The sequence below is a fragment of the Thiomicrorhabdus aquaedulcis genome (assembly GCF_004001325.1).
Lineage (GTDB): Bacteria > Pseudomonadota > Gammaproteobacteria > Thiomicrospirales > Thiomicrospiraceae > Thiomicrorhabdus > Thiomicrorhabdus aquaedulcis.
In genome coordinates this window covers 1,192,351-1,213,913 of record NZ_AP018722.1, presented here as the reverse complement: position 1 = coordinate 1,213,913, position 21,563 = coordinate 1,192,351, and the positions used below count along the sequence as shown (strand labels likewise).

General features: G+C 42.5%; 24 protein-coding genes and 2 tRNA genes. 4 read left to right on the top strand and 22 right to left on the bottom strand.

Features of this window, described 5'->3' with window-relative positions:
• The first annotated feature begins 247 nt into the window (after positions 1–247).
• The gene (locus EP181_RS05595; RefSeq protein WP_127470780.1) at positions 248–1,027 is read left to right on the top strand and encodes a UDP-2,3-diacylglucosamine diphosphatase; all 780 of its coding nucleotides are present in this window, start codon (positions 248–250) and stop codon (positions 1,025–1,027) included.
• A gap of 20 nt (positions 1,028–1,047) precedes the next feature.
• On the opposite strand, the gene EP181_RS05590 is transcribed toward EP181_RS05595, so the two are convergent.
• The 5 genes from EP181_RS05590 to EP181_RS05570 all read right to left on the bottom strand — a co-directional run bounded on the left by EP181_RS05590 (position 1,048) and on the right by EP181_RS05570 (position 5,181).
• Positions 1,048–1,419, bottom strand: coding sequence for a hypothetical protein (locus EP181_RS05590; RefSeq protein WP_127470779.1), 372 nt, complete (start codon positions 1,417–1,419; stop codon positions 1,048–1,050).
• Positions 1,420–1,498: 79 nt separating this feature from the next.
• Complete coding sequence (locus EP181_RS05585) at positions 1,499–2,761, bottom strand: dicarboxylate/amino acid:cation symporter (RefSeq protein ID WP_172959701.1); 1,263 nt, start codon at positions 2,759–2,761, stop codon at positions 1,499–1,501.
• 167 nt (positions 2,762–2,928) lie between these two features.
• The gene (locus EP181_RS05580; RefSeq protein ID WP_127470778.1) at positions 2,929–3,225 is read right to left on the bottom strand and encodes a rhodanese-like domain-containing protein; all 297 of its coding nucleotides are present in this window, start codon (positions 3,223–3,225) and stop codon (positions 2,929–2,931) included.
• A gap of 55 nt (positions 3,226–3,280) precedes the next feature.
• A complete protein-coding gene (locus tag EP181_RS05575; RefSeq protein ID WP_127470777.1) occupies positions 3,281–3,793 on the bottom strand; it encodes a phosphatidylglycerophosphatase A family protein in 513 nt (170 codons plus the stop codon).
• Between the two features lie 161 nt (positions 3,794–3,954).
• Positions 3,955–5,181 carry an argininosuccinate synthase gene (locus EP181_RS05570; RefSeq protein WP_127470776.1) on the bottom strand — a complete coding sequence of 409 codons (1,227 nt, stop codon included), beginning with the start codon at positions 5,179–5,181 and terminating at the stop codon, positions 3,955–3,957.
• Positions 5,182–5,294: 113 nt separating this feature from the next.
• Here EP181_RS05570 and asd point away from each other — a divergent pair, with 113 nt between their 5' ends.
• The gene (gene asd / locus EP181_RS05565; protein WP_127470775.1) at positions 5,295–6,239 is read left to right on the top strand and encodes an archaetidylserine decarboxylase; all 945 of its coding nucleotides are present in this window, start codon (positions 5,295–5,297) and stop codon (positions 6,237–6,239) included.
• A gap of 2 nt (positions 6,240–6,241) precedes the next feature.
• The gene (locus EP181_RS05560; protein WP_127470774.1) at positions 6,242–6,580 is read left to right on the top strand and encodes a P-II family nitrogen regulator; all 339 of its coding nucleotides are present in this window, start codon (positions 6,242–6,244) and stop codon (positions 6,578–6,580) included.
• 108 nt (positions 6,581–6,688) lie between these two features.
• On the opposite strand, the gene EP181_RS05555 is transcribed toward EP181_RS05560, so the two are convergent.
• From EP181_RS05555 to EP181_RS05540, 4 genes are all read right to left on the bottom strand, one after another.
• Positions 6,689–7,459: a hypothetical protein gene (locus EP181_RS05555; protein WP_127470773.1), complete on the bottom strand. Its 771-nt coding sequence runs from the start codon at positions 7,457–7,459 to the stop codon at positions 6,689–6,691.
• A gap of 136 nt (positions 7,460–7,595) precedes the next feature.
• Entirely contained in the window at positions 7,596–9,029 is a 1,434-nt protein-coding gene (ntrC, locus tag EP181_RS05550; protein ID WP_127470772.1) for a nitrogen regulation protein NR(I), read from the bottom strand.
• Between the two features lie 117 nt (positions 9,030–9,146).
• Positions 9,147–10,148 (bottom strand): two-component system sensor histidine kinase NtrB, encoded by a 1,002-nt coding sequence (locus EP181_RS05545; protein WP_232023544.1) that lies wholly within the window; start codon positions 10,146–10,148, stop codon positions 9,147–9,149.
• A gap of 1 nt (position 10,149) precedes the next feature.
• Entirely contained in the window at positions 10,150–10,410 is a 261-nt protein-coding gene (locus EP181_RS05540) for a hypothetical protein (protein ID WP_127470771.1), read from the bottom strand.
• Between the two features lie 123 nt (positions 10,411–10,533).
• On the opposite strand from EP181_RS05540, the gene EP181_RS05535 reads away from it, so the two are divergent.
• Positions 10,534–11,319, top strand: a complete 786-nt coding sequence (locus EP181_RS05535; RefSeq protein ID WP_127470770.1) for a hypothetical protein — start codon at positions 10,534–10,536, stop codon at positions 11,317–11,319.
• Between the two features lie 145 nt (positions 11,320–11,464).
• Here the strand turns inward: EP181_RS05535 and EP181_RS05530 are convergent.
• The 13 genes from EP181_RS05530 to nadA form a co-directional block, all read right to left on the bottom strand.
• Positions 11,465–11,540, bottom strand: a tRNA-Lys gene (locus EP181_RS05530).
• Positions 11,541–11,574: 34 nt separating this feature from the next.
• A tRNA-Lys gene (locus EP181_RS05525) sits at positions 11,575–11,650 on the bottom strand.
• An 89-nt stretch (positions 11,651–11,739) separates the two neighbouring features.
• Complete coding sequence (gene queC / locus EP181_RS05520; RefSeq protein WP_127470769.1) at positions 11,740–12,462, bottom strand: 7-cyano-7-deazaguanine synthase QueC; 723 nt, start codon at positions 12,460–12,462, stop codon at positions 11,740–11,742.
• Entirely contained in the window at positions 12,463–13,236 is a 774-nt protein-coding gene (locus EP181_RS05515) for a tetratricopeptide repeat protein (protein ID WP_127470768.1), read from the bottom strand.
• 190 nt (positions 13,237–13,426) lie between these two features.
• Positions 13,427–13,987, bottom strand: a complete 561-nt coding sequence (gene pal, locus EP181_RS05510) for a peptidoglycan-associated lipoprotein Pal (protein WP_127470767.1) — start codon at positions 13,985–13,987, stop codon at positions 13,427–13,429.
• Positions 13,988–14,175: 188 nt separating this feature from the next.
• Positions 14,176–15,531 carry a Tol-Pal system beta propeller repeat protein TolB gene (gene tolB, locus EP181_RS05505; protein WP_338064747.1) on the bottom strand — a complete coding sequence of 452 codons (1,356 nt, stop codon included), beginning with the start codon at positions 15,529–15,531 and terminating at the stop codon, positions 14,176–14,178.
• An 11-nt stretch (positions 15,532–15,542) separates the two neighbouring features.
• On the bottom strand, positions 15,543–16,784 hold the full coding sequence (gene tolA / locus EP181_RS05500; RefSeq protein WP_127470766.1) for a cell envelope integrity protein TolA: 1,242 nt from the start codon (positions 16,782–16,784) through the stop codon (positions 15,543–15,545).
• On the bottom strand, positions 16,784–17,245 hold the full coding sequence (locus tag EP181_RS05495) for an ExbD/TolR family protein (protein WP_127470765.1): 462 nt from the start codon (positions 17,243–17,245) through the stop codon (positions 16,784–16,786). Before EP181_RS05495 ends, tolA begins: the two co-directional genes overlap by 1 nt.
• Before the next feature lie 108 nt (positions 17,246–17,353).
• Positions 17,354–18,043 carry a protein TolQ gene (gene tolQ / locus EP181_RS05490; protein ID WP_127470764.1) on the bottom strand — a complete coding sequence of 230 codons (690 nt, stop codon included), beginning with the start codon at positions 18,041–18,043 and terminating at the stop codon, positions 17,354–17,356.
• Positions 18,044–18,243: 200 nt separating this feature from the next.
• Positions 18,244–19,257: a Holliday junction branch migration DNA helicase RuvB gene (ruvB, locus tag EP181_RS05485; protein WP_127470763.1), complete on the bottom strand. Its 1,014-nt coding sequence runs from the start codon at positions 19,255–19,257 to the stop codon at positions 18,244–18,246.
• Positions 19,258–19,896, bottom strand: coding sequence for a Holliday junction branch migration protein RuvA (gene ruvA / locus EP181_RS05480; protein WP_127470762.1), 639 nt, complete (start codon positions 19,894–19,896; stop codon positions 19,258–19,260). It abuts the gene before it with no gap.
• A gap of 10 nt (positions 19,897–19,906) precedes the next feature.
• The gene (gene ruvC, locus EP181_RS05475) at positions 19,907–20,425 is read right to left on the bottom strand and encodes a crossover junction endodeoxyribonuclease RuvC (protein ID WP_127470761.1); all 519 of its coding nucleotides are present in this window, start codon (positions 20,423–20,425) and stop codon (positions 19,907–19,909) included.
• Between the two features lie 51 nt (positions 20,426–20,476).
• A complete protein-coding gene (gene nadA / locus EP181_RS05470; protein ID WP_127470760.1) occupies positions 20,477–21,559 on the bottom strand; it encodes a quinolinate synthase NadA in 1,083 nt (360 codons plus the stop codon).
• Between the last annotated feature and the right edge of the window lie 4 nt (positions 21,560–21,563).

The following is a 21,563-nucleotide window of genomic DNA, read 5'->3' as shown; positions in this document are numbered from 1 at the left end:
ACTATTGAGACCGTTGCGCGTGTGGATATACGGCCAAAAAAATAGTTAAATTCTGCCTAATTTTTGTTTGAAAACTGTTGAATAGCCCGCTAATCTGTATGTTTTTCGCTAAACTTATTTAGGTAAAATTTTTTCACTTTTTTTCCAGTCCCCGCTCGTGCAAAGCTTTTATGTTTAATTTTGAATCTGTTTAAAGGCAACTTAATTTTGCTTTATACCGTTTACGCTAATATGGGTTTAATCTGCAATGACCGCTCATACTCCATGTCATACCCTTATTATTGCCGATGTGCATTTACAGCCCAGTATTAAATCGTTTCCTCACACGGGTGAAAACTCTTTAGAACACCCTATAAATCATGCCTTTTTGCAATTTTTAAAAACCTTAGCCCCCAAAGCAGACGCCTTGTATATTTTGGGCGATTTGTTTGAAGTCTGGCTAGGCGATGACATTAGTCTTAAACAGTATCCGGAAATTATCTCCGAGTTTAAAAAGCTCAGTACACAAGGGGTAAAGCTTTACTTACTTTTTGGCAATCGAGATTTTTTAATGGGCGATGCATTTTGGCAAGCCACCGGCATCCAGTATATTAATGAGCCCCATCTTGTTACGTTATATGACAAACCGTATGTCATGTTGCACGGCGATACCTTGTGTACGCTAGACAAAGGCTATCAACGTATGCGCACCGTTTTTAGACACCCGTGGTTTAAACGCTTAATGTTGCACTTAAGTCCTAAACGCCGTACAGCAATGGGGCAAAAATTACGTCAACGCTCAAAAGACGCAAGCCTGCAAAAGCCTCAAACGCTCATGGATGTTACTCAAGATGCGGTGTGCGACCTTTTTAAAGCCTTTCCTATCGCCCAACATCTAATTCATGGGCACACACACAGACCAGGTCTTCACCTTATTGAAGCACCTCATACTACGTTAAAGCGCTGGGTATTGGGCGACTGGCGTCCGGCAGCATTCATTATTAAAGTCACTGATAACGGTCCCGAACTCATCGAATTTAAACCGTAATCTACGGTTTTTCATCCGCTTTAATCCAATTGCAAAGGCTTAAATATAATCTCACCATTATTGGCAAGGTTAAAACGCATCTTTTCATACACTCTACCATTCTCTTGCAAACCCGAACACGTCCAGCCAATTTGCCAATCGTAACCGTAATCACAGCGATACAAATTGTCTTTTAAATGCACTACCGCTTCTAGCCGCAAATTTCCGGCATATATAGCCGCCGTGCTGATGTGCGACAAATCTTGAACAAGGACTTGCTCAAACCGATGCAGTTCACGATTAAGCTCCTGCAAAATTAAGGCGCAATTTTGAGCTTTCTCGTGTTCAGAATACTGATTAGGATGCGCTGCTCGCTCTGTCAAACCCTGTAAATCGTCAAAATTCCACTGCATTTATGACCTCCTTTTTGCTCAAATGATTTAACCAGGCCTGGTCATTTTAATACTTTGAAACTACGTAATAACATTACGTTTAAAATAATTTTTGCGTTAAAACTTGGTTCTCGCCTTCAGAGCGCGCAATCACAACAGCGCCTACCGAATCGCTAAATACGTTAACCGCAGTGCGCATCATATCCAGTATACGATCAACCACCAACAGCAAACCTATGGCTTCAGCCGGCAAGCCAACCGCCAGTAAAATAATGCTGATGGCCACCAAACTGGCCGACGGAATCCCCGCAACCCCAATGGACGTAAGCAATGCCAATAATACAATTAGCAACTGGGTAGAAAAATCAAGTGACATGCCAAACAGTTGCGCAATAAACACCACCGCAACACACTCATATAAAGCTGTACCATCCATATTGATAGTGGCGCCTAGAGGCAAAACAAAACTGGTAATACGATTAGATACGCCCGCTCGATTTTCTAACGAACTTATAGTGACAGGCAAAGTAACCGACGATGAACTGGTTGAAAAAGCCATTAATAATGCTGGTAACATGGCTTGATAATGCAACCACGGATTTTTTATACCGCCCACAAAGCGCAAGATTAAAGGCATGACCACCAGTAAGTGAATGGCAAGTGCAAGGGTTACTGTGACAAAAAACAGTGCTAAATGACTAAACTGCTCAAAGCCAGTTTTTGCTATCGAAGCGGCCACTAAACCAAAAACACCTATGGGTGCAAACTTCATGACCCAAGCGGTCATTAACATCATCACATCTAAAACACCCTGCCAAAAATCCAGTACAGTGCGTTTGGGACGACCCGATAGTTTGGCCATAAAGTAACCAAACAATAAACTAAAGAAAATAAGCCCTAGCATTTGCCCTTCGGCTGCAGCCGCTACAACATTAGTAGGAACCATTCGCAAGAACACATCCACCACATCGCCACTGGTTTTTCCTTCTACCGCTTGCTGCACTGCCTGACTGGCTTCTAAAATAGGCGCGGCATTAGAGGTGACACCGGGTTGAATGGCGTTTACCAACACCAATCCTATCAACACTGCAATCGTGGTGGTCGATACGTAATATAAAAAAGTTTTAGCCCCAATTCGTCCAAACTGACCGTGTCCAGCAATATTAGCAATACCTACAATAATGGCCGACATCACTAAAGGCACAACAATCATCTTTAAGGCATTTAAAAACATTGTGCCAATAAAGGTGTATACAGACAACCAAGTAAGACCCAAAATGGTTTTGTCGGTTCCGGTGTAAGCGCCCATGGCGGCGGCCAGCATTAAGGCTATAAAAATTTGTAAATGCAAGGCAATTCGCATGGTCTAATCCTTTAAACGGTGAGCACGTAATATTTGCTTAACCCTAATGTATTAAAAGCAAAAAAGCGCTTAAACACTGGGTGTTAAACGCTTTTAAATCACAATTAAACTGGTTTTAGCTTTGTTATATTCTTTGAATTGGCAACCAACTTAGAATAAAAAGCACGCTAAACATCCGGGCATTGGTGCCAGGCCATAAACGAACCTAAATTATAGACTTCGTCAAAATTTTGCGACAGTAAAATTTGCATGGCCATGTGCGACCGTTGTCCAGAGCGACAAAATACAATCACTGGAATGTCTTTATCTAATAAACTTTCGCCCACACGATCAATGTCTTGCAAAGGAATGTTCATTGCGCCTGGCAATTTACTCATAGCAAACTCTTCCGGGGTTCTGACATCGACCAACTGGGCTTTTTTTTCTTTAATTAAACGCTTAGCGTCATCGCATGCAATAAACATTTTTTATTCTCTCTCCCAAAATTTACACAGTATTTTGGCGTAATATACCTTAACTTTATACAAATGCCAAAACATAAAACCCAATCCAAATCGCGCCTAACGCAAAAACAGCGGCCACTAGGTCATCTAACAGTATGCCAAAACCACCTGAAACACGTTGATCAATCCAATTAATTGGCCAGGGTTTTAAAATGTCAAACACTCTAAATAACCCAAAAGCCGCTAACCAATAAACCCAGCTTTGTTCAGGCAGACATAACAGTACCAGCCAAATGCCTACAAACTCATCCCACACAATCCCGCCGTGGTCATGCACACCCAACCAGCGTGACGACTCGGCGCAAATGTAAGAACCACCAAGCAACGCCATTATAAACACACCCCATGCCCAGTATTCATTCCAGAGCAACAGGGGTAAAAACAACAAAAGTCCCAGTAAGGTTCCTGCTGTCCCGGGCCCTACTTTTGCCAAGCCCGAACCTAATCCAAACCCTAATAGTAAAATAGGATTTTTAAGCAATTGTTTTAATGAGGGTGTGGCTACAAAATGGTGTGATTTTTTTGACATGTAACAATCTCTTTTTTTACACGGTAAGTCACACAGTTAAACCGCCACATAAAAAACAGCGTTAATATAACGCTGTTTAAAATATCTAAGCAATTTAGGCTTTAAGCGTTTGACCAGGCCTGGTCATACGCTTTTTTCTATTTTATATTTAAATCACAAAATTAAGCTTTAGACGCATTTTTAGCTCGACGTTTAGCGGCTGTCCGTAAGCGTAATGCATTAAGCTTAATAAACCCTTCGGCGTCTTTATGATTGTATGCACCACCGTCTTCTTCAAACGTTGCAATCGCTTCATCAAACAAACTGTTTTCTGAAGTACGACCCACCACCACAACATTGCCTTTATACAACTTAACCCGCACATTGCCAGAAACAAACGTTTGCGACTCGTCAATTAAAGCCTGTAACATTTCACGTTCAGGTGCAAACCAAAAACCGTTGTAAATCATCTCAGCGTAGCGTGGCATTAAATCGTCTTTAAGATGCGCTGCATTTCGATCAAGGGTTAGCGATTCCATAGCACGATGCGCTTTTAACATAATAGTGCCAGCGGGCGTTTCATAACAGCCACGTGCTTTCATACCGACAAAACGGTTTTCAACAATGTCATCACGACCAATTCCGTTTGCGCCACCTACTTTATTTAAGTATTCCATTACAGTGGCCGGAGACATTTCTTGACCATTGATGCTAATAATATCGCCTTTTTCAAAACCGATGTCTAAATAGGTCGGTACGTCAGGTGCATTTTCAATAGAAACCGTCCACAACCACATATCTTCTTCGGGTTCATTAGCTGGGTCTTCAATCACGCCGCCCTCATACGAAATATGCAATAAATTGGCGTCCATTGAATAAGGTGACTTTTTACCCTTATTATTTTCAATCGGAATATTATGCTCGGCTGCATAAGCCATAAGTTTTTCACGCGACAATAAATCCCACTCGCGCCAAGGTGCAATTACCTTAACATTGGGCATTAACGCATAAGAATTTAATTCAAAACGTACTTGATCGTTGCCTTTACCCGTTGCGCCATGCGAAATCGCGTCTGCGCCAACAGCTTGTGCAATTTCAACCAAACGCTTAGCAATTAATGGCCGCGCAATCGATGTGCCCAAGCGGTATTCACCCTCATACATTGCATTTGCACGCATCATTGGGTAAACAAAATCACGTGCAAATTCTTCACGCAAATCTTCAATATAAATTTCTTTAACGCCCATGGCCGCGGCTTTTACGCGCGCCGGTTCTACTTCACCACCTTGACCAATGTCTGCGGTAAACGTAACCACTTCACACTGGTATTCATCTTGCAACCATTTGACAATAATGGAGGTATCCAAACCACCAGAGTAAGCTAAAACAACTTTTTTAACCTCAGACACGATTGTTTTCCTTGTAATTTCTTGTAATTTCTATGAATTGCGCGAATTATACATTAAAATTAGTTGTTTAAAACACCTCAAACCATGAGTTAACAAGAGATAACCATCCCAAAATGACAAAACTTATAGACTTTTTTAAAGTCGCGCCTCAATACTTTATACCTAAACATTTTTTGTCATCGGCCATGCATTGGTTTATGCAAATTGAAACGCCTTGGATTAAAAACAACGTTATTAAATTATTAATTAAAATCTATGGTATCAATTTACAAGAAGCTGCCGATGAAAACATTGAAAACTACGCTCATTTTAACGCGTTTTTTACGCGTGCCCTTAAAGCCGATGCACGCCCTATTGACAACGATGTAAACGTTTGGGTAAGTCCTGCTGATGGCCTTTTAAGTCAATCAACCTCTATAAATGACAACAAAATCATTCAAGCCAAGCATCACGATTACACTTTAGAGGCCTTGTTGGGTGGTGATATTAGTTACGCTAAACAATTTTACAATGGCGACGCGGCGGTCATTTATTTATCACCCAAGGATTATCACCGTGTGCACATGCCAACCGATGGTAAACTGGTGTCAATGACCTATGTACCGGGTGATTTATTTGCCGTTAATCCAGCGACCGTTCGTAACGTTGAAGGTTTGTTTGCGCGTAACGAACGCTTGATTATTCGCTTTGAAAACGAGTACGGTATTTATTGTTTAATTATGGTTGGCGCAATCTTTGTGGGCAGCATGGAAACTGTTTGGGCTGGAAAAATCACTCCCGAATATGAACCTGTTTTGGCACATTGGGATTACAGCGAGCAAAACCTAGCATTTGATAAAGGCGATGAAATTGGGCGCTTTAATATGGGGTCGACAGTGATATTATTAACCCCATACAACCAACTGCCTGAGTTAGGTCAGATTGCAGCCAATACTCACGTTAAGATGGGGGAGAAAATTGCTCAAATCCCTCATAGCACCAGCATTCCACAAACCCATGAACCCAGTAAGGCCGATACCTTAAACCCTATTGAAGCGACTGTTTACACAGAGGATTAAATATGAAAATGATTACTGCCGTTATTAAACCTTTTAAATTAGACGATGTACGCGATGCATTGCATGAAATTGATATTCACGGCATGACCGTAACCGAAGTAAAGGGCTATGGCCGTCAAAAAGGCCACACCGAAATGTATCGCGGTGCTGAATATGTGGTGGATTTTCTACCAAAACTAAAACTAGAAATTGCCATTGACAGCACTATGGTAGACACCGCTATTGAAGCGATTATTAATGCGGCTCAAACTGGCAAAATAGGTGATGGTAAAATTTTTGTAACCAACATAGAACAAACTGTTCGCATTCGTACCGGTGAAACCGGTAAAGAAGCGTTGTAATAGTTTGCAATAATATAGCTTGAACCCCTACTCGTTCGTGCAAAGTTAAAGGTCTTAAACCTTAACAGCAAGTAAACCATTCATACTAAATCACAGTGGGTAAGACGTTTAAAAAAACGTTACACCCACATGATTTACCTGCCTAATCTGCGTTGTTTGCTCGCCTAATGGCATTAACTCCCACGACCAATTTTGTACTGCTTTGGGTGGTTCTATTCCCCACCACGGGTCAACTTTATCCGTTTCTTTTCCAGCCTTATCGTATTCAACGCCATATTCATCGGCAATTAAACACACCTCACCGGCAAACTGTTTTAAATAATGCAAATGCCCATAAATAATTTTTTTGGCCAATTTATCCGCTTGCAATTCGGTTAATGCGCCATGGCTTAACAACCAACGAACGGGAATAAGCGGCAGTTGCGTTATTAAATTTAAAGAAATAACCAAATCAATAGACGCATCGTTTAACCAGGCTTGGGGCTGTTCAACATGGGTTTGCTGTGTGTAAAAACCTTGCAGCGATTCAGTAACATCATGTTCAATTAAAACCACATTATCAAAAGACTGCGCTTGAGCTCTAGCCGATTTTAAAAATACCAAATCAACCAATATTACCTGATGAAACTGTTGAGCCAAGTACGCTAACGGAATATCGCGTAACGAACCTGCGCCAAAAATAAGCACACTGCGTCGCCCTACCGAACGTTGCACCGCTTGGACGATGCTTGCCTGACAATTTTGGTAATGTGGATTCCAGGTGGCTTTACAGCGCTTGGCACGAGACGCTAATGCAATCGATTCTTTTAAAAATCCCATCTCTTTCGCCAGCACAATAGCCGTTGGCGTTGTTAGATGTTGCCAATATTCCCAAATCATAAAGTACTCACGCACACTTAAATTGTATTGTTAATAACATGAGATTGTATGCCGAATTACTCAATATTCTCATGTGTATTTTTTAAAAACTCACCAGGCCTGGTTAATCGCATTAAGAACGCTAGTTTTTTAATATCTATTCTTCAAAACCAAGAGCCTGCGACTTTCGCGTTAGGGTATTGCGACCCCAGCCTAATAAAATAGCCGCTTTTTGGCGATGATTGTTACTGGCTTTAAGCGCCGCTTCAATCAATACTTTTTCAAACAGAGCTTCAGCCGCCGTATGCAAACCCTCTTTACCACTGGCCAAAAATTGTTCAGACCATTTTTGCAGTGGAACTTGCCAATTATCGCCTTCAACCGCTTCATCAAGGTGCTCGGCTGAGTGTTGTAGCTCTAAAGGCAAATCTTCTAAATAAACCACTTTATCAGGCGCCATGATGGTAAGCCACGTACACAAACTGCGTAACTGCCGCACATTGCCAGGCCAGTGTAAGGATGATAAAAACCGTTCAACTTCTTTGCTAAATTGTTTTTCTTCTAAGCCTAACGCTTTAGATTCTTGCTCCATGTAAAACCTTAATAGCAAAGGTATGTCTTCACGACGTTCTCTAAGAGCAGGAACTTTAATACGAATAATGTTTAAACGATAAAGTAGATCTTCCCTAAAGCGTCCTTCACGCACCATTTTTTCCATATTTTGATGAGTGGCTGCCACAATTCTAACATCGGTTTTAATGGGGTTTCGTCCACCCACTCGGTAAATACTGCCATCGTTTAAAACACGTAATAAACGCGTTTGTAAATCAACGGGCATGTCCCCAATTTCATCTAAAAACAGCGTCCCGCCATGAGCCTGCTCAAAGCGTCCTACTCGTTGTGAGTGTGCACCGGTAAATGAGCCTTTTTCGTGTCCAAACAGCTCAGACTCAAGTAACTCTCTTGGAATAGCGGCTGTGTTTAAGGCCACAAATGGCCCTTCAGCGCGGGGACTAAGCTCGTGCAAGGCTTGAGCAATCAACTCTTTACCTGTTCCGGTTTCACCGTTAATCAATACCGTTACATCCAGCTGCGATACCCGGCCTAAAATACGAAACACCTCTTGCATGGCCGGCGCCGCACCCACAATGTTAAGCGATTGCTTTTCGACTTTGGGTTTACGCGGAGCTCTAATCGCCCCGCCAGATAAATGACGTTTAACCGCTCGGTCAATCAAGCCAATGGCCTCATCAATATCAAAAGGTTTGGGCAAGTATTCAAACGCTTTGCTTTGAAATGATTTGACTGCGGTGTTTAAATCCGAATGCGCTGTCATAATAATAACGGGGATGTCTTTATCTTTTTCGTGCAGCGCCTCCATAAACGTTAAACCGTCCATGTCAGGCATTCTAACGTCACTTAAAACGGCCGTAGGGGGAAACTCGTCATAAGCCTTTAAAGCGGTTAAGGGCGAATCAAACACTTTAACCAAATAGGGCTTGTCTTCTAATGCGGTTTCGAGCACCCAACGAATCGAAGCGTCGTCGTCCACCAACCAAACAATGGGTAAATTTTCTGCATCATTGGACACCTTAGCGCTCCTTTTGCTTTAACGGTAAATAGACGTTAAACACGGTTTTACCCGGTTTACTTTCAGCCACAATCAAGCCATCATGCTGGCGTAATACATTTTGAGACACTGGCAAACCTAAGCCTGAACCTTCTTTTTTGAGCTGACCATGGGGTAAAATATAGAGTCAAAGACCTCTTCTGGAATGCCCTCTCCTTCATCCATTATGCTGAGCACGGCTACCAATGGGTAAGTAAACGCCCCTAAAGTAAACTTATGCTCTACACGAGTTTTAATGGTCAACAAGCCACCGTGCGCCTCCATTGCTTGAATGGCGTTTTTAAGCAAATTAAGTAATGCTTGCACCATGGCTTCAAAATCCATCATAATCTCAGGAATACTAGGATCATAATCAAGCTTAACGTAAACGTTGGCTGGTTTTTCACCTTCTATAATCTGCAAAACATAGCGAATCAGTTCGTGAATATTGTGATAGTCCTTAGTCGCGCTTAATTTAGGCCCTAGCATACGGTCGACTAAATTTTTTAGGCGCAGCACCTCTTTAGAGATAATCTCTAAAAATGCCAAATCTTTATCACCTGGCTGGTGTCGTTTTTGCAGTAGTTGCGTAGCACCCAAAATGCCTGCTAATGGATTTTTAACCTCATGCGCTAAAGTGCGCACCAGTAAATTACCCGCTTCATATTGGTGCCAACGCTCATCTTCTTCTACAATACGGTGATGGCGTTCGGTGTTAAAAATTTCAATTAACCAGCCTGTTTGACCGTTCATTTCATAGGGTGAAATAGTACAGCTGACGCGCACTTTATTAAAATCAGCCAACTCCACGGTATATTCGTGAATGGTAAGTTTCTTTTCTTGCGCCAAATAAATATTGTCTAACAGGCCTGGTAAGATAAAACTCCAGTTACGACCCAAGATTCGCGTAGTACTGGTTTGAAAAATCTCCCCAGCTGCAACATTCATAAAACGAATTTTTTCATTTGCATCTACCCACACCACCGCTGTGGATAAGCCTTCAAGCACTTCTTTAAAAAAAGCACAGTCATCTTTGGATGCGAGCAACAAATCTTGTTTGCGTAAATGTTTTTGATGTGGGTTATCTTTATTTAAACTCATTTTAAGATAACGCTTTATCCGCCATCATATCGCGAATCACGGCGGGGTCGGGAAAGGCAAAGACGTATAAAATTAAAAACAGTATTAAAAACACAAAACGCCCAATACCTTGAAACGGCAGTTTTGGGTGACTCACAATGGCAAATGCCAAACCCGAAACAATACCCCCTACCGAGCCTACCGTAGCGGCCAACATCGCCATAAGTGCGCCTACCGCCATAACATAATAATGCCAGGTAAATTTTGCTTTTTGCTCATTCATTGTTACTATCCTATTTATAAATACGGTGCGCTTATATTACTCGAAAATACCCGTGTTCACGCCAAAAATTCATTTTGGTGCAAGCTTGCACTGTTAATTATTCATCACAAACGAGAAACATTCATGAAACAACCCATAATTATTATTGGCCTTGGCGAACTTGGCAGTGTATTTGCACGCGGATTTTTACGTTTAGGGTACCCAGTACAAACTCTAACACGTGATATAAACCCACAATCTTTGGCGAAAGACATACCCAGCCCAACCGCTGTATTAGTCGCCGTAGGTGAATCGGACATAACCCAAGTTCTTAAAAATATACCTTCAGAGTGGCAAGATAAATTAATTTTATTGCAAAACGAGCTTTTACCGCGCGATTGGCAAAGTATAGCCATCATTCAACCTACTGTAATCTCGGTATGGTTTGAAAAGAAAAAAGGTAATGACAGCAAAGTGGTGCTGCCCTCACCTGTATTTGGCCCACACGCTAAACTGGTGTTTAACGCACTGTCGCAAATTGACTTGCCTTGTTTAATTTTAGACACACCTGAAGAATTACTGTTTGAGCTCGTGCGTAAAAACTTATACATCATCACCACTAATGTAGCCGGATTAGAAGTCGGGGGCAATGTAGAAGAGTTGGCAATACACCACGCCAAGCTAATGGAAGCGATTGCCAACGATGTGTTAGACATTCAAAACTGGCTTACAGACGGCGTTGTTAATAGCACATCGCTTAGAGATCGTTTACTTGATGGCTTGCAAGAAGCTATTAAAGGAGACCCCAAGCATCAATGCATGGGACGTTCAGCGCCTATGCGCTTAAAACGTGCGCTAGAGCGTGCTCAGCAGGCTAATTTAGCTGTAAGCACGCTTAAGGACATTGCTCAAAAACATGCCGTAATTTAAAATACTAAAAAAGTCATTTTACACATGACCAGGCCTGGTACATATGGTTAAAGAATCACACAAAAATACGCTTAGCGTCAAAATGCATCATAAATTTTAAGCATAAAAAAACCCCGTTCTTAATGTTAAGAACGGGGTTAAAATATGGTGGGTCGTGTGCGATTCGAACGCACGACCAATTGGTTAAAAGCCAACTGCTCTACCGGCTGAGCTAACGACCCCGATAGGTATTCCAAAATAAAACAACAAAGTAAATGGTGGGTCGTGTGCGATTCGAACGCACGACCAATTGGTTAAAAGCCAACTGCTCTACCGGCTGAGCTAACGACCCCCTCTGGAATGGAGCGTATTATACAAGTCTTAATCTTTGGCGCAACCTTTTTACCAAAAAACTCAATTATTTTAAGTATTAGGTGTTCTTTAAGCCTTATATTGCGTGGGATCGGGCACATTTGCATCCACAAAGCCCTGCTTTCTTAAGCGACATGAATCGCACACACCACACGCTAAACCATGCTCATCCGCTTGATAACACGATACGGTGAGGGCGTAATTGACCCCTAATGACTGACCTAATTTAATAATTTGTGCCTTACTTAGCGTCATTAAGGGTGTTTTAATGCAAAGCTTATGACCCTCAACCCCAACCTTGGTAGCCAGATTAGCCATTTTTTCAAATGCTGCAATGTATTCAGGACGACAATCTGGGTAACCAGAATAATCGACCGAATTGACACCAATAAAAATATCATCTGCCCCCAAAACCTCTGCTAAAGCTAAAGCATAAGACAAAAACACGGTATTTCGTGCCGGCACATACGTTACAGGAATGGCGTTAGTGTCTACCCCCGACACAGGTACATCAATAGACCAATCTGTTAGGGCAGAGCCTCCAATAGGATTCATGTCTACCGACACTACACGATGAGTTTTGGCGCCAAGCTGCTTGGACAAATCGCGAGCAAAATGCAACTCAACCAAGTGGCGCTGACCGTAATCAAAACTAATCGTATGGCATTCAAAACCCTGAGAAACAGCTATCGCCAATACAGTGGCAGAATCTAACCCACCCGACAACAATATAATGGCTTTTGCATTTTTTTCGACTTGGCGAGTCAAAACACTATGAACACTTTCTTGCATTTAGCGCAACTTTTCTAAACGCTTAGCGGCATTTTGTCCAGCTTTACTGTCTGGAGAAGTTGTCACCAAACCTTGATACATCGCTTTAGCTTCTGCAGGTTTTTTTAGATTGTCTAAAGTATCCCCCGCCCTAAGTTGCGAGTCATCAAATTTAGGAGATGCAGGATAGCTTTGAATCACTTTTTTAAATGCGGCTAACGCTTCAGGATATTTCTGTAAAATGAAATACCCCTCACCCGCCCAGTAAGCGGCATTACCAGCTAAATCACTGTCGCCAGAAGCTGCAATAAACGCTTCAAAGGCAGTGATAGACTCTTTATATTTAGCCGCTTTCATAAGAGCAAATGCTTTTTGATAAACCTGCTTTTCAGCTTCAGTTGATTCACGAGTCACCACAACGTTACTTTTAGATGGTGCTTCGTCGGTTAAACCAGAAGCTTCAGAACCCGCCTCAGCCGAACCCGGCGCACGCGCAGGATTAGTTTCCAAAACATTTAGTCGCTCATCAGTTTCCTGATAGCGTTTGTTAGCCGTTTCTTGTGATAGTTGTTGATCACGAACCAAATGATCTACACGGTCTTGTAACCGCTGTATTTCAGCTTGCTGTTCGTTTATGCGCTGGGTTAACTGGAGCATAACAGGATTGCTGGCCATTTGTTCTAAGCGCATAATGCGCTGTTCTAAATTAGCTTCAGAAGCTTGCAACGCGCTTAAAGGCATGATCAAAGTTGATCCAATGGCACTCACTAAAGCATAACGTAGTAATGCATTCACTTATTAAATCCTTATATTTTACTAAAATAGACCTTTGCACGAGTGAGCGCACGAATAAAAATGGTTAATATTCACCCAATTTAAGCATTACGCACAAGCTGCATTTCTAGCTTAAATCCACAAAACGCGTTACGTTTAGGATGTAATTACACTTATTTTTATCAAGCCCCACATGTGCAAAAGTTGCTATTTAACGAATGTAAATTTCGACACGGCGGTTTTTTGCCCAGGCCTCTTCATTACTTTGTGCTACCGCTGGCTGCTCTTCACCATAGCTAACCACTTCAATACGGCTTTCGCTCACGCCAAACAGCATCATTGCCTGAGCAACGGCCTTGCCACGACGCTCTCCTAACGCAATATTGTACTCAGGCGAACCACGTTCGTCAGTATGCCCTTTAAGAGTTACTTTTTGAGCCGGATTAGCGCTTAAAATTTGTGAGTAATGCTTAACAATCGCGGTGCTGTCATCACTTAAAGTAAACTGATCTAACCCAAAGTAAATAACGGGGCCAAGCTTGCCAAAGAACTCATCATCAACATTAGACATATTCATTTTATCCAACTCAGCATCAGACAATGTTTCACCGCCTATACGTGTTCCGCCTGCAGGCATCACTTCAATACCATTTAAACCAGGCGCCGTATCAACACCAGCGCCACCCTCACCCTCTAATGTATCTGGAGTACTGCTACACGCAACCAAACCTAATAAAAGTGCGGCTGAAAAAACTAATTTTAACTTTGTCATTGTATATTTCCTGTTAGTTGCGCCTATTAAGCACTAGTTGAGAGCTTTGCATGAGTGAATACACAAATAAAAATAGTTTAAATCCACCTTAAATTTATTGAAAAACTTGGTAAATTTAACCCAATTTTCTTGCACACTTCACACGTACAAATGTCTCATTTATTAAATAAAATTAAATAAAAAAAACTTTAATTTAAAAATGGTCCCCAAGCAGGTTCACGTACTTCACCGTCATTGACTTTTAAGGTTTGTGACGCTTTTCCATCAATTGAAACCACTGCTAAAATTCCTTTTCCGCCTTTATTTGCCGCATACAAAATCATTTCTGCATTAGGTGCAAAGCTGGGTGATTCATCTAAAAATGTATCGGTTAAAATATTAAATCTGTTATTTACCGTATCAAGTAATGCAATATTAAACCCACCATTACCATGTACCATCGCCACATAGCGACCATCGGGCGATACATCAGGGTTTGAATTATAACGCCCTTCATACGAAACTCTATTTACTTCACCGCTGTCTAAAAACACCTGGAAAATTTGCGGCTGACCACGTCTATCCGAATTAAAATACAGTGAACGTCCATCAGGAGCCCAAACCGATTCGGTTTCAATCGCACCATGATTGGTTACTCTACGAAGATTTTGTGTGTTTAAATCCAAAATATAGATATCAGCACTGCCATCTTTTGACAAAGTTAGCGCCATTTTTTGACCATCTGGCGACCAAGCCGGTGCACCGTTAATGCCTTTGTATTGCGCGACAATTTTACGGCTCGAGCCATCTAAACTCTGCACAACAATCATAGAGCGCCCTTTTTCAAAACTCACATAGGCTAATTTTTTTCCGTCAGGCGACCAAGTAGGCGACATTATAGGCTGATTAGACTTTAAAATAGCCTGAGGGTTAAAGCCATCGGCATCTGCAATTTCAAGGGTAAACAAACGCTTGCCATTGTTTTTTCGAAGCATTACATAAGCAATTTGAGTATTAAAAGCACCGCGAACACCGGTAAGCTCTTTATAAATTAAATCGCTAATTTGATGCGCGACCTGACGAAGATTAGCTTGTGGAATTTGCGTCCAGCGCTTACCAATCAACTGATTTTTTCGCAAAACGTCCATCAAACGAATATCAATCTGATAAAAACCATTCCCTTGATCGACTACTTTACCCATTAACAAATTATCAATATCCAAACCACGCCATTGTTCAAATACTAACTGCTCAACTTCAGTAGGTTGGGCAGGCATACGTGAAGCCTCAAGGGGTTTAAAACGCCCGCTACGTCGCAAATCACTGCGAATCACCTCGGCTAAGTCAACCGGGATTGGCACCTTCAATCCCGTTGGGCCCTGCGGTGTATCGTATCCAAAAGGTACAATGGCAATAGGCAGCGCATTTTCAAAACTGTCACTGATTTCGATTGTCAAACCTGCATGCACGGACGTGCTTACATTAACGGCCGCAAGAAACAAACAGGCCAAGGTAATCTTGGCAGGTTTTACAAAAAAATTTTTAATACGTTTTAACGACATCATTTGACTCATTTTTAAGGTTTAAATTCAAAAGTTATTTCACGCTCAAATACATCTGCAGACGGCGCAGCGGGTAAAGGTTCGGATCGATATACCGCTTTTTCAGCGGCTTCTTGAAACTGTTTAGTGGCCGCCGCATTACAGTTTAAAACTTTTACACTGGTAATGTACCCACTGGGTGATTGCGTAATCTTAAGCTGGCATTTGGCACTTGGGTCAATTTGACTGGGTGTACGCCAGTTGTCCTTTACTTTAGCACTGATGGACGAGATGTAACTGTCTTTCATTGCTGCCATTTGCTTTCGGCGCTCAGCGGCTTTTTGTTCAGCCGCCTCTTCTGCTAACTGACTTTGTAAAGCTGAAGCCGCAGCTTCTTTTTGCTGCTTAGCTTTTTGCGCCGCTATTTCTTGTGCTTTTTTCTTTTCAGCTTCTGCTTTTTGCTGAGCCAATTCCACTTTTTTCTGTTCGGCTTCTGCTTTTTGCTTTTGTGCTTCTTTTTCAGCTAACTTTTGCTCTTCTAACTTTTTCTTTTCTAATTCAGCTTTTTGTTTTTCGGCATCAAGTTTTTGCTTTTCAAGTTCAGCTTGTTTCTTTTCGGCCTCTAGCTTTTGCTTAGCCAATTCAGTTTTTTTCTTTTCAGCATCCTGTTCCGCTTTTAGAGCTTGTTTTTCAGCATCAACTTTCTGCTTTTCTGCTTCGGCTATTTTCTTTTGAGCCTCATTTTTTTGTTTTTCTAACTCGGCTTGCTTTTTAGCCACTTCTGCTTTTTCTAGCTCTGCTTGCTTTTTATCTATTTCAGCTTGTTTTTGAACGGCTTCGGCTTGCTGCTTTTCAAGCATGACTTGTTGTTTAATGTCCTCTGCCTTTTTACGTTCTGCTTCTGCTTGCTTTAAAGCTTCTTCTGCTTTTGATGCAAGTTGCGCCGCTTGTAATTTGGCCTGTTCCGCTTGTTTTTGATCTTCAACTGCCTGAATGGCTTGCGCGTCTGCACGTGCTTGTTCAGCCAATCGAGACTCTTGCTGTAATTTAAGTTTTTCAAACTGCTCATACACCAACGCCGAATCGACAGTTGATGTTTCAAGCTGCTCCATCACGGGGACATTAGGGTTAATTTGTGCCATTGGTGGCTGGCCACCTGACATTTCAAATACCTGCGTTTTATCCCGCCATTGATGTGTAATTAACACCGCAAGAACAATATGCAATACGCCTGCCAGAGTAACTGACCACGGATGCTTGCGAATAAAATCCAACATTAAGGCGTTTCCTCATCGGGCTGAGTCATTAAAGATACATTTTCAACCCCATTTGACTTTAATGTCACAAATAAATGCACTACTTTTCCATAAGGCGCATCACGATCGCCTTGAATGTAAATAGGTTGTGATTTATCCAGTTGACCGCGCGCAATAACTTCAGCCACTAGACCATCTAACTCTTTGTTACTAAGAGTAATATCAGGTTGTTCAGATGTATTGTACATGCCATCTTTGTTAACTGTAATGACAAAAGGTGTGGTTTGCTCTTTTTTTGAAGCACCTTGTTTTTCTATTACTTGTGGTGTCTTAGGTAAAGCAACCGATACCGCTTGCTGCACAACAGGGGATGTCACCATAAAAATAATTAAAAGAATCAAAGTGACGTCAACATAAGGTACTACGTTAATCTCGGCTACTAGGCGCTTTTTGTGCCTTGATCCGCTAAATCCATTTTGCATATTTTTTCTCAATGTGTGTTATCAAATCTTTTTATCTAGCGTGTCTGCACAGTTAATAAAAGATATGGCTGGTTAAATCTTCTGTGCGTTTAGTGAACCCAATTAGATTTAATCTTTCTTTTGTTCTAGTGTGTGCGCTTGTCGTTGCAAAATACTCAAAAATCCTTCTGCAAAATTTTCATAACGCGTTAATAAGTTTTCTGTTTTAGTGGTCATGCGATTATAGGCAATGACCGCAGGAATGGCGGCAAACAAACCAATGGCGGTGGCCACTAGAGCCTCTGAAATTCCGGGGGCAACGGCGGCTAACGTTGAGTTTTGTGCATCGCTTAAACCCTGAAAGGCGTGCATAACCCCCCAAACAGTTCCAAAAAGCCCAATATAAGGTGCCGATGAAGCAATGGTTGCTAACATTGAAAGACGTTCTTCTAACGCCTCGGCTTCTTTAGAAAAAGCTACTTTCATGGCACGTTGTGTGCCGGCCATTAAATCGGAAACATCTTGCACGCCTTGATTTTTTAATCGTACAAATTCTTTAAAGCCTTCTGCAAAGATAATCGCCATACCTTGACTTTGGTAGCGAACCGCTTCGACATGGTGATACAAATTGGTAAGCTCTTGCGTGTCCCAAAAATTCTTTTCAAAAATTTCTGCATCACGACGGGCTTTACGCAGTTGATTGGATTTTGCAAACGCCACAGACCAAACGGCCACGGACATGAAGAGCAAAATCAATATAACCGCCTGAACCACTGGGCTGGCGTGTAATATAAGTTCTATTAAATTGCTATCGTTCATTATTTTATTCCTAGCCTTTGGCACGTTTACCATGAGAAACATTTGCTTTATTCTGCGTTGCGATAAAGCAGTTCGCGCAAACAAATGTCTTAATTATTGTAGTTGATTTAAATCTGCTATTATCCTGAAATAAATGACCGTTTGCCATAGCCTATAAAAACTATTTATTGGCTTTTCTGAGGGTGCAGTACATAAATAAGTTACTTCATTGAGGCGGGCAACTCCTCACCTAAGTGTTGATACGCATGCCGAGTCGCCATTCGGCCGCGCGGAGTTCGTATTAAAAAACCTTGTTGCACTAAAAAAGGCTCAATTACATCTTCAATGGTGCCACGTTCTTCACCTAATGCCGTAGCCATGCTGTCAATACCAACAGGCCCTCCATCAAATTTTTGAATTAAGGTTTCTAAAAATCGCCTGTCCATTTTATCTAAGCCCATGGGGTCAACCTCTAATAAATTTAGGGCTAAGTCAGCCATATTAGCGGTAATAACACCTTGTCCACGCACTTGCGCATAGTCACGTACCCGACGCAGTAGACGGTTTGCAATCCGTGGAGTGCCGCGCGAACGTTTGGCCACTTCGGCCGCTCCCATAGGTTCACATGCAATACCCAAAATATTGGCCGACCGCGCAATAATTTGGGTAAGCTCTTCGTCACTGTAAAACTCCAACCGTTGTACCAAACCAAAGCGATCCCGTAACGGTGAGGTTAATAGACCGGCACGCGTGGTCGCACCCACCAAGGTAAACGGCGGTAGATCAATTTTGACACTTTGCGCGGCGGGGCCTTCGCCAATCACAATGTCAATCTGAAAATCTTCCATAGCAGGATATAAAATCTCTTCAACAATGGGGCTTAATCGGTGAATCTCATCGACAAACAACACATCAAACGGTTCTAGACGCGTTAATATCGCGGCCAAATCGCCCGGTTTTTCAATCACTGGACCCGATGTTTGTCGTAATGTCACCCCCATTTCTTGGGCAATAATATTGGCTAACGTGGTTTTTCCCAGGCCTGGTGGACCGTATAACAGCACATGATCCAGTTGCTCATTGCGCATGCGTGCTGCGTCCATCGACAACTGCAATTGCTCACGCACGGCCGTTTGGCCAATGTACTCAGTAATTTGTTTGGGGCGCACTGATGGAGCGACGTACATGTCGTCTGCGGTTTGTTGATTGCCAATAATACGATCGGTTTCTATCATTTAAAGCTTAACCCCTTGCAAGGCGCGTTTAATAATGGCCTCAAGCGTGAGCGTTTCGTCAAACACACTGTCGACCATTTTTTGTGCTTCGGCCGCGCGATAGCCCAATGTCATCAAGGCATCGCAAGCGAGTTGCTGAGTTTGGCTGCCAAACACCGGCATAGCGGCAAACAAATCGCCTTTTACATTGAGCTTAGTAGCTACCGGCTCATACTTAAGCTGACCTGAGCCAACAATGACTTTTAACCGATCGCGCATCTCGATTTGCAAACGTTCGGCCGTTTTTTTGCCCACACCAGGCACGCGGGTTAAGGCGGTAATATCTCCGCTGTCCACGTACGAGCAAAACTCATTTACAGACAAGGACGATAAAATGGCCAACGCCATCTTCGCCCCCACGCCATTAACCTTTAACAGAGTTTTAAACAAAATCCGCTCGGCTTCCGTAGCAAAACCATACAACAACATAGCGTCTTCACGAACATGCATGTGGGTTAGGATGGTGACGTCGTCTGAATGCTGCTCTAAGGTATAAAATGTTGACATGGGCGCTTCTATTTCATAACCCACACCGTGCACATCCAACACCAATAAAGGCGGTTGTTTGTGCACCAGGGTGCCGCGTAAAAAACCAATCATGCTGTGTTCCTTAAAATTTAGTGCCTTTTGATATCAACTGCGGATCAATCCCCAGCGACATATAGCGGTCGTGGCATAACGCGCACGCTAATGCGTCGGCGGCGTCTTCTTGCGGTGTATCTGTCAGTTTAAGAATGGTTTGCACCATATATTGCACCTGAGATTTATTGGCGTGGCCTTTACCCACAATGGTACTTTTTATTTGGGTTGGCGTGTATTCCATTATAGGGATATTGCGCAGTGCTGCAGCGCACAAAATGACTCCGCGTGCTTGACCCAAGGTGATGGCCGATTGCGGATTTTTATAGACAAAGACTTTTTCAACCGCCATAACATCGGGTTGATATTGCTCTAAGATTTGACACATAGATTCAAAAATGTATTTAAGTCGATCAGCACCTGAATATTTCTCAACTCGGATTACCCCACTGACCAAATAGCTGGCATGGTAACGACCCGATTCAATTAAGCCAAAACCGGTTTTACGAGAACCCGGGTCAATGCCGAGTATGCGTTTTAAATTGGCCAAAAACACTCCATTTAAACTGACCAGGCCTGGTCAGTTTGTATTAAAACCAAATCAATTGGCTTTGATTAAACCCGTTTGACGAGAAAATTCGAGCATTTTATTAACCGACTGCAACGCTTTAAGCCGAACCGACTCTTCGATTAAAATTTCACCGGTTTGCTGTTCTAAACAACTGGCTAAATTAACCAGGCTGTTCATGGCCATCCACGGACAATGTGCGCAACTGTGGCAGGCATTGCTTTGGCTTCCCGTCGGTGCGACCAACAACTTTTTATGCGGAGCGGCTTGCTGCATTTTGTAAAAAATACCGTAGTCGGTGGCCACAATAAAGGTGTCATCGGGAAGATTGGTTACCGCATTTAACAAGACTTTGGTCGAACCCACCACATCCGCCAGCGCCACCACATCGGCTGGCGATTCGGGGTGTACCAATACCTTTGCGGTAGGGTGTTGCGCCTTAAGCAGCTCAAGCTCGTAAGCTTTAAACTCCTCGTGCACAATGCAGTGACCTTGCCAGCGAATCATCTCTATGCCGGTTTCTTGCTCAATCCATCGTCCTAAATGGCGATCGGGTGCCCAAATAATTTTTTGACCTTGCTCAGCCAAATGCTTGACAATTTGCAAGGCATTACCAGAAGTAACCACCCAATCAGCAATCGCCTTAACCTCAGCACTGGTGTTGGCATACACCACAACCGTGTGGTCGGGATATTGCGCACAAAACTCACCAAACTCTTTGGCCGGACAGCCTAAATCAAGCGAACAATTAGCCTGTAAATCGGGCATTAACACGGTTTTTTGTGGGCTGAGCATTTTGGCGGTTTCACCCATAAAACGCACCCCGCACACCACCAGCGTGTCAGCTGAAGACTGCGCACCAAAATTGGCCATCTCTAATGAATCGGCCACTACACCACCGGTTTCTTCAGCTAAGGCTTGCAGTTGCGCATCCACATAATAATGCGCCACTATTTGGGCATTACGCTGTTTAAGCAACGCTTTAATCTTATCTTTTAAAACGGTTTTCTCAGTGACCGTCAACAACGGCTGGGGTGTCGCCATGGTCGCCAAACTTTGAATACGTGCCTCTAATTGCATAGGTATTTCATAGACTTGCTGCACTGTCTTTACCATGTTT

What these genes read in the sequence shown, in the direction of transcription:
- pal (WP_127470767.1), bottom strand. Translation starts at nt 13,987, where the DNA reads ATGACAAAGTTAAAATTAGTTTTTTCAGCCGCACTTTTATTAGGTTTG.
- tolB (WP_338064747.1), bottom strand. Translation starts at nt 15,531, where the DNA reads ATGATGTCGTTAAAACGTATTAAAAATTTTTTTGTAAAACCTGCCAAG.
- nadA (WP_127470760.1), bottom strand. Translation starts at nt 21,559, where the DNA reads ATGGTAAAGACAGTGCAGCAAGTCTATGAAATACCTATGCAATTAGAG.
- EP181_RS05535 (WP_127470770.1), top strand. Translation starts at nt 10,534, where the DNA reads ATGAAACAACCCATAATTATTATTGGCCTTGGCGAACTTGGCAGTGTA.
- EP181_RS05590 (WP_127470779.1), bottom strand. Translation starts at nt 1,419, where the DNA reads ATGCAGTGGAATTTTGACGATTTACAGGGTTTGACAGAGCGAGCAGCG.
- EP181_RS05575 (WP_127470777.1), bottom strand. Translation starts at nt 3,793, where the DNA reads ATGTCAAAAAAATCACACCATTTTGTAGCCACACCCTCATTAAAACAA.
- queC (WP_127470769.1), bottom strand. Translation starts at nt 12,462, where the DNA reads ATGCAAGAAAGTGTTCATAGTGTTTTGACTCGCCAAGTCGAAAAAAAT.
- EP181_RS05595 (WP_127470780.1), top strand. Translation starts at nt 248, where the DNA reads ATGACCGCTCATACTCCATGTCATACCCTTATTATTGCCGATGTGCAT.
- EP181_RS05580 (WP_127470778.1), bottom strand. Translation starts at nt 3,225, where the DNA reads ATGTTTATTGCATGCGATGACGCTAAGCGTTTAATTAAAGAAAAAAAA.
- tolA (WP_127470766.1), bottom strand. Translation starts at nt 16,784, where the DNA reads ATGTTGGATTTTATTCGCAAGCATCCGTGGTCAGTTACTCTGGCAGGC.
- EP181_RS05495 (WP_127470765.1), bottom strand. Translation starts at nt 17,245, where the DNA reads ATGCAAAATGGATTTAGCGGATCAAGGCACAAAAAGCGCCTAGTAGCC.
- ruvB (WP_127470763.1), bottom strand. Translation starts at nt 19,257, where the DNA reads ATGATAGAAACCGATCGTATTATTGGCAATCAACAAACCGCAGACGAC.
- EP181_RS05540 (WP_127470771.1), bottom strand. Translation starts at nt 10,410, where the DNA reads ATGAATGAGCAAAAAGCAAAATTTACCTGGCATTATTATGTTATGGCG.
- tolQ (WP_127470764.1), bottom strand. Translation starts at nt 18,043, where the DNA reads ATGAACGATAGCAATTTAATAGAACTTATATTACACGCCAGCCCAGTG.
- EP181_RS05555 (WP_127470773.1), bottom strand. Translation starts at nt 7,459, where the DNA reads ATGATTTGGGAATATTGGCAACATCTAACAACGCCAACGGCTATTGTG.
- EP181_RS05560 (WP_127470774.1), top strand. Translation starts at nt 6,242, where the DNA reads ATGAAAATGATTACTGCCGTTATTAAACCTTTTAAATTAGACGATGTA.
- EP181_RS05585 (WP_172959701.1), bottom strand. Translation starts at nt 2,761, where the DNA reads ATGCGAATTGCCTTGCATTTACAAATTTTTATAGCCTTAATGCTGGCC.
- EP181_RS05545 (WP_232023544.1), bottom strand. Translation starts at nt 10,148, where the DNA reads ATGAGTTTAAATAAAGATAACCCACATCAAAAACATTTACGCAAACAA.
- asd (WP_127470775.1), top strand. Translation starts at nt 5,295, where the DNA reads ATGACAAAACTTATAGACTTTTTTAAAGTCGCGCCTCAATACTTTATA.
- ruvA (WP_127470762.1), bottom strand. Translation starts at nt 19,896, where the DNA reads ATGATTGGTTTTTTACGCGGCACCCTGGTGCACAAACAACCGCCTTTA.